Consider the following 11,380-nt stretch of genomic DNA (forward strand, 5'->3'; position numbering starts at 1 on the left):
TCCCGAAATTGTCCGACACCTCGACGCGCTGCTCGGTTCCGTCGTGGGAAGCTCACGCTCTCGGTGTCGCGATCGAGGCATCGCGGCACCGCCGATCGGTGCGGTCAAGACGATCCGCGGGCCCAGGTGCAGGCGCTCTGGTGTTGGCGCCGAGGGGCGCCGGCGTCTTCAATGTCCCAGGCCGGGCCAACGGCATCGCGTTCAAAAACGAAAGGCCGACAGGCCGATACGCGACGCGATCGGCCTACAGCTTTCGCGTGCCAAGCCACTTCACCATGGCCGGATCGCGATGGTCGAAGAAGCTGCTGGATTTCTGGTCAAGCGACGCGATCGCTGCGACGTCTTCCTGATCAAGCTCAAAGTCGAAGACCGAAAAATTCTCGGCCATGCGTTCCTTGCGCACCGACTTCGGGATGGCGACGATGTTGCGCTGGATCAGCCAGCGCAGCACGACCTGGGCTATGCTCTTGCCGTGTTTCTGGCCGATCGACTGCAGGAGCTCGTTCGAAAACAGGCCGTTCTTTCCTTCCGCAAACGGACCCCATGCTTCCGGTTGAACGTTGTATTCCTGAAGCAGCGTCCGAGCGTCCTCCTGCTGATGGAACGGGTGGATTTCGATCTGATTGACGGCCGGCACGATCTCGTTGTGAAGCACGAAGTCCAGCAGGCGGTCGGGATAGAAGTTGCTGACACCGATCGCGCGGATGCGACCCGCCTTGTACAATTCTTCCATCGCACGCCATGCGCCATAGACGTCGCCATAGGGCTGGTGGATGAGCCAGAGGTCGAGATAGTCGAGCTGCAGCTTGTTCAGGGACCGTTCGAAGGCGGCCTTCGCCCCTTCATAGGTCACGTCTTCGATCCAGAGTTTGGTCGTGACGAAGAGTTCACTTCGCTGAATGCCGTGATTGCGAATGGCGTTGCCGACGGCCTCTTCGTTGCCATAGGAGGTGGCGGTATCGAGCAGGCGGTAGCCGACGTCGATCGCGTCGCGGACGCTGCGCTCGCACTCGGCGGGATCGGGCACCTGGAAAACACCGAAGCCGAGGATCGGCATCTCGACCCCGTTGTTGAGCTTTACTGTCGGAACTGTGCTGGTCATGTTTATTTCCTTTCATGGAGGCGGGAGCTTGCGGCTCACCGCGAGTTGTCATTTGCCCACACGGGCCTGAAGGTGGGCGGGGTATCGGTCGCCGACGATGTTGATCTTCGCGAGCGCTGTGGCGATGTCCGTGGCGTCCTCCGGGGAGAGTTCGACATCCGCCGCGCCGAGGTTTTCTTCGAGGCGATGAAGTTTGGTGGTGCCGGGGATCGGCACGATCCAGGGCTTCTGCGCCAACAGCCATGCGAGCGCGATCTGGGCCGGCGTTACACCCTTGGTTTCCGCGATCTGCGTCAGCGCGGCAACGAGAGCGTGGTTGGCCTTCAGGTTTTCCGCCTGGAAGCGGGGAACCACGCTGCGGAAATCGCCGGGGCCGAACGTCGCCGTCTCGTCGATCTTGCCCGTCAGAAAACCCTTGCCGAGCGGGCTGAATGGGACAAGGCCGATCCCCAGTTCCTCAAGCGTCGGAATGATTTCCTTCTCCGGCTCACGCCAGAACAGGGAATATTCGCTCTGCAGCGCGGCGACGGGCTGGACCGCATGCGCCTTGCGGATCGTCTGCGCGCCCGCCTCGGACAAGCCGAAGTGCTTGACCTTGCCCTCGGCGACGAGGTCCTTGACGGTTCCCGCGACATCCTCGATAGGCACGTTCGGATCGACGCGGTGCTGATAAACGAGATCGATCACCTCGGTGCGCAGCCGCTTCAGGGAGGCCTCGACCGATTGGCGGATATAGTCCGGGCGACTGTTCAAATGCTGGCCGCCATCGGCGCTCGGAAGCTCGAAGCCGAATTTGGTGGCGATCACGACCTTGTCGCGGATCGGCTGAAGGGCTTCACCGACGACGTCTTCATTGGTGAACGGCCCATAGACCTGCGCGGTGTCGAAGAAGGTGACGCCACGGTCGTGGGCAGCGCGGATGAGGGCGATTGCTTCGCCGGTGTCGGTTGCCGCGCCATAGCCGTGGCTCAGTCCCATGCAGCCGAGGCCGAGAGCCGAAACTTCGAGGTGTTTTCCAAGCCTGCGCTTTTCCATCTGTCTTTCCTTCCGAGTTTTCATTGCGGCTGTTCTCAGGCCGTCGACGGTTACTTTTCCAGGAGGCGGGCACGGGGGCGGGCCATGAACACGACGGCGAGGATCAAGGTCAGGGCGATGAGGATCGATCCGGTTTCCATCGCCACGCTGGCACGTCTGGCCAGAAGTTCCGTGCCCTGCAGGCCTTGCGAGCCGATTGCGGCGACGGCGACGAGGACGCCGAGACCGAGCGAACTGCCAAGCTGGTGGGCCACATTGACCACACCCGACGCTGCTCCCGCACGCTCCGACGGCACGCGGACGATCCCGGAGGCCGTCAGCGGTCCGAGTGCGCCACCCTGGCCAGCTCCGACCAGCATCATCGGAATGACGAGTGTGAGAAGTGATGCCTGCTGCATGGCAAAGCTCAGCCAGATCATGCCGATCAGACCCGTCACAACGCTGGTGACAAGCACTTTGCCAGCGCCGTACCGCCCGATCAGACGTGGTGCCGACATGGCAATGATGAAGTTCACCACCGTCGTCGGAAGAAAAGCGATGCCCGCTTGCGAGGAACTCAGACCCACCACGCTCTGAAGGAACTGAGCAACAAAGAAATAAAATCCGACATTCGCGCCGAGAAACAGGGCGCGGGCTGCGTATGCGGCTGACCGTTCCCGGTCGGCAAACAGGGATAGCGGCATGATCGGTTGGCTTGCACGCGATTCCACGACAGCAAACAGGATCAACATGACGATGCCAAAACCGACGCCAGCCTGGGTCGCCACATCCGACCATCCGCTGGACGCCGATCGGATGACGCCGTAGACGAGCGCGACAATACCGAGCGTCGATATGATCGCACCTGCGATATCGAAGGTGCCGGGGGTTCTCTCCGTTTCACGAACATAGCGTTTCGCGGCCATCATCATTGCAATGCCGATGGGGAGGTTGATGAAGAACCCCACGCGCCAGGATAACCCGTCGGCAAGAAGTCCGCCGATCACCAGGCCGAACGCGGCCGACACGCCTGCCGCGGCAGCATAGTAGGATACGGCGCGCGTCCGCTCCGGACCCGGTTCGAAACTGGTCTGCAAGAGAGCGAGCGTCGAGGGGGCGAGAATAGCGGAGCCCAGCCCCTGCAGGGCTCTTGCAGCAATCATGACCGCAGGTGTCTGCGATACGCCGATCACAAGCGAGGCAAGCGAGAAGATCGTCAAGCCGACAAGAAACATCCGGCGTCGCCCGAAAATATCGCCCGCACGCGCTCCCAGCAGCAGGCAGCCGCCAAAGGTCAGCGTGTAGGCAGTGGAGACCCAGGCAAGGCCCGCATCGCTGAAGCCGAGTTCGGCATGAATGCGTGGCAGCCCCGTCAGCACGATGGAGATGTCGAGGACGATCATCACGTAGCTGATCAGGATGATTGCGAGGATGGCCGTCTTATTCGCGGAGGCTGTTTCATCAGGGCCGATTGGCATTTCGAGTTCCGTTCAGTGTCGACACCGCCCTCCTCCACGGCGGTGCCTGTTTCGATGCGAACAAGATATCGCTTGCCGACCCTTTGGATTAGGGGCAGTAATCGGGATGAAGCTATAAGGGTGTCTAATGAATGCCGCAGGAGAACTTCAACGACCTGGTCGCCTTCGTGATGGTGGCGCGCGAGGAGAGCTTCACGAAAGCGGCGGTCAAACTGGGAGTGTCGCAGTCGGCACTCAGCCAGACCGTTCGCGGGCTTGAAGAGAGACTGGGGCTTCGGCTGCTAACGAGAACGACGCGCCGCGTGTCTCCCACAGCAGCAGGCGAACGCCTCCTCAGGATAGCTGGTCCGAGGTTCGAAGACATTCAGGCGGAACTGGCGGCCCTTGCGGAAATGCGTGACAAGCCTGCCGGAACCGTCCGCATTACCTCAGGCGAGCATGCCGCAATCTCGGTGCTGGCACCCGCGCTTGAAAAATTCCTGCCCGACAATCCCGATGTCAAGGTCGAGATCACGGTCGATTATGGGCTCACGGACATCGTGGCCGAGCGCTATGACGCAGGCGTGCGGCTGGGCGAGCAACTGGCCAAGGACATGATTGCAATTCGCATCGGCCCGGAAATGCGCATGGCTGTCGTCGGCGCACCCTCCTATTTCCGACAGAACCCGTGGCCCGAAGTGCCTCAGGACCTCACGGGGCACAACTGCATTCAGATCAGGATGCCGACGCACGGCAACATCCTTTCGTGGGAGTTCGAGAAGGACGGACATGAACTGAAGGTGAGGGTGGAAGGGCAACTGGTGTTCAACAACATCGCGATGCGCCTCGACGCTGTGAGAAGAGGACTTGGCCTGGCATACATGCCCGAGGATCAGGTCTCCGGTCTGATCGAGCGCGGTGAGGTGGTGCGGGTACTCGAGGACTGGTGCGCGCCGTTCTCCGGATACCACCTCTATTACCCGAACCGCAGACACACCTCGCCGGCTTTTGCGTTGGTCGTCGAAGCTCTCCGGTATCGCGGATAACGCGCTAATCAACCGTTTGTGATTAATAAGTTGGACTAATGGCCTCAATCGGAAATAGGCGGCTAATCACCTGAGTGATGTCTGCATACCCTTCTCTCAACTTCATCATTGTGAGATCGATATGCCCCGCAGACTCGCCAAAACCCTATCCGTCCTCGCTTTCTCAAGCGCCATCGCCATCGCCGGGCTCGCCTTTGCGCAGTCGGCTTCCAAGCCTGAACCGCTCGTTATTCAAGAGCAGGGCAGCTTTGCGGTGGGCGGTACGGTTTCGAAGACGGAAGGCACCTATAACAACAATGCCCCGACGGCCGAGGGCCAGTCGCTGCACGGCGACCACGCCTACGTCTTCTATCAGGTTCCGCAGGACCCCAAGCCTCTGCCCATCGTGATGCTGCACGGAGCCTTCCAGTCCGGCCGCAGCTGGGAGACCACACCGGATGGCCGTGAAGGTTTCCAGAGCATTTTCCTGCGCAAGGGTTTCTCCACCTACATCGTCGACCAGCCACGCCGCGGCCGCGCGGGCAACAGCACCGTTGCAGCGACGATCGAGCCGACACCTTATGACCAGTTGTTCTTCGACCAGTCCCGTCTCGGAAAATGGCCCAACTACTTCGAGAACGTCCAGTTCGACCGCAGTCCTGCGGCCCTTGAGCAGTTGTTTCGTTCGGTCACCCCGAACACCGGGTCCTTCGATGCAAACGTGATCTCGGACGCCATGTCGGCCCTGTTCGAGAAGACCGGACCGGGCATCCTGTTCACCCACTCGCAGGGAGGTGGACCCGGCTGGCTGACGGCGATCAAGAATCCGAACGTCAAGGGCATCGTCGCGATAGAGCCCGGTAGCGGCTTCGTCTTCCCGGAAGGTGAAGTGCCGGCCGACATGCCGAGCGCCGCCGGCACGCTCAAGGGCGAGGCCGTCCCGGTTGCCGATTTCGAGAAGCTGACCAAGCTGCATATCGTCATCTACTACGGGGATAATTTCCCGGTTGACCCGACGACAGAGCGCGGTCAGGACAACTGGCGGGTTCGTCTGGCAATGGCGAAACTCTGGGTCGACACCGTCAACAAGCATGGCGGCGACGCAACGCTCGTTCACCTGCCGGAGATCGGCATCAAAGGTGGCACCCACTTCCTGATGTCAGACCTGAACAATGTCGAGATCGCCGATCAGGTCGCAAAGTTCCTCACCGACAAGAAGCTCGACTGACGCATTGGCGCGTGTCTGCGCTGCCGTCCCTTCTTCGCCAGATGCCGAAGGACCGCAAAATGAAGGAAACGAACTTGAAGAAACCTATGTCGAGAATCTCGGTTTCAGCCATCGTCATATCAGTCGGAATGGAGGCCAGCATGGCACAGGAACCAGCCTCGAACCTAGATCCGCTAGCTCTGGACCCGGCAATTGATGGGCGATATCGCACCGAAACTGGCAGAACTGACAGACGACGTCCTCTACGCCGGCATCTGGGAACGGCCGCAGCTTTCCCGGCGCGACCGAAGGCTCGTGACAGTCAGCGCGCAAAACCGTCCGGACCAGCTCCGCTCGCATCTCGTGTGCGCCAAGGTCAACGGCCTGACGGAAGAACAGCTCGTCGAGACCATCACCCACATGGCGTTCTATTCCGGCTGGCCTAGTGCTGTGTCGGCGGTCGCGATCGCCAGGCAAGTCTTCGCCGAAAACTAGATCGAGCGAAGCGTTAAATACCCGGCAACAGTCGCAAAAATGAAGATGAGGATTCTAATGACAGTAGCCCTATCCCTTGGCACATCCGTAGCGGCTGCTGAACCCGACAACGTCGTGTCGGTGACACGGGCGGGGACGAGCCCGTCGACGGCGGGTCCGTCCAGAAATTTCACCGGAGCCGTCCGGGTCGATTCCCGTTTCTCCGCAACCGCGCCAGCCACAGTGGGTGGCGGGACCGTAACTTTTGAGCCCGGTGCGCCGACCGCTTGGCATACCCACCCTCTCGGCCAGGCGCTGATCGTCACGGCAGGTGTCGGCCTCGTCCAGCACTGGGGCGGTGAAGTCCAGGAAATCCGTCCGGGCGATATCGCGTGGATTCCGCCAGGCGTGAAGCACTGGCATGGGGCAACCGCGACCACAGGCATGTCCCACATCGCTATTTCCGAGGCGCTGGACGGCAAGTCAGTCGAATGGATGGAACACGTTACCGACGAACAATACACGCGCTGAGGTTTTGGCCCCGCGCTGATCAATGGAGTCTGGATGAGAAAGATTATTGGCAGCATAGGCGGCGCTGCGTTGGCAGGACTGACCGTTCTCATGGTCGGCATGCAGGTCCATGCGGAGCCCACACGCGCGACAATGCCGGACATCGCGAAGCTCGTCCACTACACGACGGTGACGCGCGGCGAAGTCACCGAACACATCATGACGACACGCGAGGCGATCGAGGCCGTCAAGCGCGGCGACCCGATCCCGAACGGCACGCATGTTGCGCTCGTCGACTACCGCGACGGTGAAGTGTTCCGGTACTTCATCATGGAAAAGGGCGAAAACTGGGGCCAGGACTACGACGAAAACCGCCGCACTGCCGACTGGCAGTTCCAATGGTTCAAGCCGGATGGCACGATCAACGAAGCCGAAAACACCGCCCGTTGCCAGAGCTGCCACATGTCCCGCGCGGATCGTGATTTCCTCTACACCTTCAACGACATGCGGCGGTTCGAATTCGAATGAACGTCTTCCGTATCCGTCTGCTCCTGGACCTCGTGGCCGTCGTACTCGTCATCGCCTGCCTGGCATATTGGTGGCTCGACAATCTCTCCCACGAGCTGTTCGGCACTGCCCTGTTCGTTCTCGTGATCGTGCACAACGTCTTCAACAGGCGTTGGTACGGCGGCGTGACGAAGCGCCGAATGGATGCCAGTCGCATCTTTAACCTGGTCACCATTTTTTGCCTCGCTATCGGCATGATGGTCATGCTGGTGACGAGCTTGCTGGTCTCTCGTGACCTCTTCCCGTTCACCGCCCTCAGCGGTGCCTTTGCGGTGCGGGAAATCCATATGTTCGCCGGATACTGGGTTTTGCTGATCATCGCTATCCATCTGGGAACACGCTGGACCGTGGTGGTGAACACGATCCAGTCAACCTTGCGCCTTGCCTCGCCAAGCCCCTCGCGCACTATAGTTGTGAGAGCGACGGCCTTGGCCATTGCGATCTGGGGTGTGAATAGCTCGTTCGAGATGGCTTTCGGGACCAAGCTGATGCTGACCTATTCGCTGGATATGTGGGACTTCAGCGAGAACACCGTTGGCTTTTTTATAGGATACGCGTCGATTGTTGGCCTATACGCCGCCATCACGCACTGCGCGCTGGGGCTGCTCGGCAGCCCCATAAGAGGATCGCGGGAGGACGACCAGCCTCGCGGAAGAGCGCCATGACTGCTTTTGGCGCACAGCCGCTTGTCAGCTCGATGCCTCCAATGCCCGCTTAGGAGCCGAATTCAGACCACATCGGCAGATGTTTGAATGTCCGCTCTGGGCGCAAAGCTGCCGCACGCTCTATCGCTGCAGCACCGCAAACGCGAGATCTGAAAGCGGAAATAATTGCCGCTCGCCCGTCCCGCTGACTGAGGCCCAAAGCCAGGGCGCAAAGGTGACATCCACGGTCGCTCGCGATGGGAAAACAGAGGGAATTTCAAGGATTTTCCATTAGGTCATTGAAATCATGCGAGAATCCAGGCCCTAGCCAATCTTTCCTTCCTTTACAGCCAGACAAAACCTCAGCGACCGCCCAACCGGCGCGGTCGTTCGACTCGGCGCTTCCTCCGTTCGGCTCACGCCCCGGATTTGCTAGAACGTCGGTGGCGTGCAGGCGCTGATGACTTCGCAGGGGACCGGGCCGACGCAGCGGAAGCGGTGCGGGCGGCGGCTTTCGAAGTAGTAGGCATCGCCCGGGCCGAGGATCCGGCGCTCGTCGTCGACGGTGACTTCCAGCCGGCCGGAAAGCACGATGCCGCCCTCCTCGCCCTCGTGGACGAGCGGCACCTTTCCGGTGTCGGCACCGGGCTGGTAGCATTCCTTGAGGATCTGCAGGCTGCGACCGAACAGGTTTTCGCCGACCTGCCGGTAGGAGATCGCGCCCTTGCCGATCTCGATCAGCTCGTCTGCCGCGTAGAAGGCCTGGCGCGGCCGCTCCGGTTCGAAGGCGAAGAATTCGGCGAGGCCTATCGGGATGCCGTCGAGGATCCTCTTCAGCGCGCCGACCGACGGGTTGGAGGCATTCGATTCGATCAGCGAGATCGTCGAATTGGTGACGCCGGCGCGCTTGGCAAGTTCCCGCTGCGAAAGCTTGTGCGCCATGCGGAGGTGTCTTAGGCGGTTTCCGATATCGACCGACACGAGCGCTCCTGTTTCAGGTGTTGCGGTTTCCGCAACATTGACCCCATCACTCATTAAAAATCAATAGCTTGCCGGCACCAAGAAAAGGACTTGTTGGACGTTGAAAAATGACTGACACACGAGGCAATCTCAAAGGAGCTTTCGATCATGCCTCAGACCCCGTCCTCCAACATGCCGGTCCTCGACAATTTCTGGATGCCGTTCACGGCAAACCGCCAGTTCAAGTCCGCGCCGCGGCTGCTCGCCGGCGCCGAGGGCATGTATTACACGGACATCGACGGCAAGAAGGTGATGGACGGCACGGCAGGCCTTTGGTGCGTCAATGCCGGGCACGGCCGCAAGCGCATCACCGACGCGGTCGAGCGCCAGCTGCGCACCCTCGATTTCGCGCCGACCTTCCAGATGGGCCATCCGGTCGCCTTCGATTTCGCCGCCAAGCTCGGCACGATGTCGCCGGGCGGTCCGTCGGCCCAGCTCGACCGCGTCTTCTTCACCGGTTCCGGTTCGGAATCGGTCGATACCGCGCTCAAGATTGCGATCGCCTACCAGCGCGCCATCGGACAGGGCACCAGGACCCGGATCATCGGCCGCGAAAAGGGCTATCACGGGGTCGGTTTCGGTGGCATTTCGGTCGGCGGCCTGGTCAACAACCGTCGCGTCTTCCCGCAGATCCCGGCCGATCACATGCGCCATACGCTGGATCTCGACCGCAATGCGTTCTCGAAGGGCCTGCCGGCCAACGGCATCGAGCTTGCCGAAGACCTCGAGCGTCTCGTCCAGTTGCACGGCGCTGAAACCATCGCCGCCGTGATCGTCGAGCCGATGTCCGGCTCCGCCGGCGTCATCCTGCCGCCGAAGGGCTATCTGGAGCGCATCCGGGCGATCTCCGAGAAGCACGGCATCCTCCTGATCTTCGACGAGGTCATCACCGGCTTCGGCCGCCTCGGAACCCCCTTCGCCACCGATTACTTCGGCGTCGTGCCAGACCTCGTGACCACCGCCAAGGGCATCACCAACGGGGCGATCCCGATGGGCGCCGTGTTCGCCAGCCGCAAGGTGCATGACGGCCTGATGACCGGTCCGGAAAACGCGATCGAACTTTTCCACGGCTATACCTATTCGGGCCACCCGGTCGCCAGCGCGGCGGGCATCGCCACCATGGAGATATACGAAGAAGAGGGCCTGCTGACCCGCGCTGCCGGACTTGCGGAAACCTGGCAGGAGGCGCTGCACAGCCTCAAGGGCCTGCCGCATGTCGCCGATATCCGCAATCTCGGCCTCGTCGGTGCCGTGGAACTCACGTCGCGCGACGGCGCACCGGGCACGCGCGCCTATGACGTCTTCGTCGACTGCTTCCGCAACGGCCTGTTGATCCGCGTCACCGGCGACATCATCGCGCTGTCGCCGCCGCTGATCATCGAGAAGGAAGAGATCGCCACCATCGTCTCGATCCTCGGCGACGCCCTGAAGCGGGCGGCCTGATACCCAACACCTCCCCGGGGTCCGGCCCGACCGGGTCCCGGGAACTTTCGGCTGACATTGGGCTTCTCAGGCCCGAAGGGCAAAGCCGATCCGACGCAAATATTCTCTGGCGCGGACGAAATGCGTGACCATGCGCTTCGCACCGGTAAACTTGTATTTCCTATAGTCGGCAATGCTGGCGATTTCGGTCTGCTTTTTCAGCGCCCCGAGGCTCACAATGTCCTCGCGCACCGTGAAGACGGCCAGGCCGCTCTGCCAGCCGCGTTCCAGCGCGATGTCGACCGGATAGCGCATCACCTTCAGGTTCTGCAGGGCCTTACGAGCCCCTTCCCGCGTGTAGAGATTGCAGGCCGCCGACCCCTGGGGACCATGGAAAGCCCTTCCGACCTCGTCGCCAAGGCGCGAGGTGGCGGTGCGGTGGAACCAGACCGTGCGGTGGTTGAACAGCTTGACCATCTCGGCCTTCGGCACCGCGTCGAGGATCGCGGCAGCACGCTTGACCAGGTCGCCGACCAGCTGGATGTCGTCCTCGATGACGATCGCCGCGTCGTCGTCGGTTTCGAGAAAGGTGGAAAAGGCCTTCAGGTGGCTGCGGTAGCAGCCGTATTCACCCGGCACGACGGAACGCCCGTTGTTGCGCTTGAAGCTCTCTTCGTCGAGATCCACCCAGTCTTTCGGGTCGATCGCGCGACCGTCCACCGCCTCGACGCGGCGCAGTTCAAGACCGAGTGCCGCCGCCTGCTGCCAGAGCGCCTCTCGGCGAGCGACAGAGCGGTCGAGATTGATGACATAGACGCCTATCTTCACTCCGTCCGCCTTCTCTCTTGCGGGAACCTACCAAGTTCTCTTCGACGTTTGATAGTGGCGAAGGAGAACCGGCGCAATCACCTGTCACAAATTTGCGTTCCACAGCTGCC

General features: G+C 61.3%; 11 protein-coding genes and 1 pseudogene. 7 read left to right on the forward strand and 5 right to left on the reverse strand.

Translation table 11 applies throughout. The annotated features are described in order from the left end of the window. Nucleotides 1–244: 244 nt before the first annotated feature. The 3 genes from HHL25_RS11425 to HHL25_RS11435 are packed head-to-tail and all read right to left on the reverse strand — an operon-like array spanning nt 245 to nt 3,594. Complete coding sequence (locus HHL25_RS11425) at nt 245–1,102, reverse strand: aldo/keto reductase (RefSeq protein ID WP_169590460.1); 858 nt, start codon at nt 1,100–1,102, stop codon at nt 245–247. 48 nt (nt 1,103–1,150) lie between these two features. Next, complete coding sequence (locus tag HHL25_RS11430) at nt 1,151–2,137, reverse strand: aldo/keto reductase (protein ID WP_169590463.1); 987 nt, start codon at nt 2,135–2,137, stop codon at nt 1,151–1,153. A 50-nt stretch (nt 2,138–2,187) separates the two neighbouring features. Further along, nucleotides 2,188–3,594 carry an MFS transporter gene (locus HHL25_RS11435; RefSeq protein WP_169590466.1) on the reverse strand — a complete coding sequence of 469 codons (1,407 nt, stop codon included), beginning with the start codon at nt 3,592–3,594 and terminating at the stop codon, nt 2,188–2,190. 131 nt (nt 3,595–3,725) lie between these two features. On the opposite strand from HHL25_RS11435, the gene HHL25_RS11440 reads away from it, so the two are divergent. From HHL25_RS11440 to HHL25_RS11465, 6 genes and pseudogenes are all read left to right on the forward strand, one after another. Continuing rightward, nucleotides 3,726–4,619: a LysR family transcriptional regulator gene (locus tag HHL25_RS11440; protein ID WP_169590469.1), complete on the forward strand. Its 894-nt coding sequence runs from the start codon at nt 3,726–3,728 to the stop codon at nt 4,617–4,619. 121 nt (nt 4,620–4,740) lie between these two features. After that, nucleotides 4,741–5,826 carry an alpha/beta hydrolase gene (locus HHL25_RS11445; protein WP_169590472.1) on the forward strand — a complete coding sequence of 362 codons (1,086 nt, stop codon included), beginning with the start codon at nt 4,741–4,743 and terminating at the stop codon, nt 5,824–5,826. Nucleotides 5,827–6,012: 186 nt separating this feature from the next. Continuing rightward, a pseudogene (locus HHL25_RS11450) lies at nt 6,013–6,300 on the forward strand (carboxymuconolactone decarboxylase family protein); the annotation flags it as partial. Between the two features lie 39 nt (nt 6,301–6,339). Further along, nucleotides 6,340–6,810 (forward strand): (R)-mandelonitrile lyase, encoded by a 471-nt coding sequence (locus tag HHL25_RS11455; RefSeq protein WP_169590477.1) that lies wholly within the window; start codon nt 6,340–6,342, stop codon nt 6,808–6,810. Between the two features lie 33 nt (nt 6,811–6,843). Beyond that, entirely contained in the window at nt 6,844–7,317 is a 474-nt protein-coding gene (locus HHL25_RS11460) for a cytochrome P460 family protein (protein WP_169590479.1), read from the forward strand. Further along, on the forward strand, nt 7,314–8,021 hold the full coding sequence (locus HHL25_RS11465) for a DUF4405 domain-containing protein (protein WP_169590482.1): 708 nt from the start codon (nt 7,314–7,316) through the stop codon (nt 8,019–8,021). The genes HHL25_RS11460 and HHL25_RS11465 overlap by 4 nt, the downstream gene beginning before the upstream one ends. Nucleotides 8,022–8,432: 411 nt before the next feature. Here the strand turns inward: HHL25_RS11465 and HHL25_RS11470 are convergent, their stop codons facing one another. Beyond that, on the reverse strand, nt 8,433–8,981 hold the full coding sequence (locus HHL25_RS11470; protein WP_169590485.1) for a cupin domain-containing protein: 549 nt from the start codon (nt 8,979–8,981) through the stop codon (nt 8,433–8,435). Between the two features lie 147 nt (nt 8,982–9,128). Between HHL25_RS11470 and HHL25_RS11475 the strand changes: the two genes are divergently transcribed. Beyond that, entirely contained in the window at nt 9,129–10,463 is a 1,335-nt protein-coding gene (locus tag HHL25_RS11475) for an aspartate aminotransferase family protein (protein ID WP_169590487.1), read from the forward strand. Nucleotides 10,464–10,529: 66 nt separating this feature from the next. Here HHL25_RS11475 and HHL25_RS11480 read toward each other — a convergent pair whose 3' ends face one another. Continuing rightward, nucleotides 10,530–11,270, reverse strand: coding sequence for a glycosyltransferase family 25 protein (locus HHL25_RS11480; protein ID WP_169590489.1), 741 nt, complete (start codon nt 11,268–11,270; stop codon nt 10,530–10,532). Nucleotides 11,271–11,380: the final 110 nt, after the last annotated feature.

The organism is Rhizobium terricola (assembly GCF_012927355.1).
GTDB classification, from domain to species: Bacteria; Pseudomonadota; Alphaproteobacteria; order Rhizobiales; family Rhizobiaceae; genus Allorhizobium; species Allorhizobium terricola.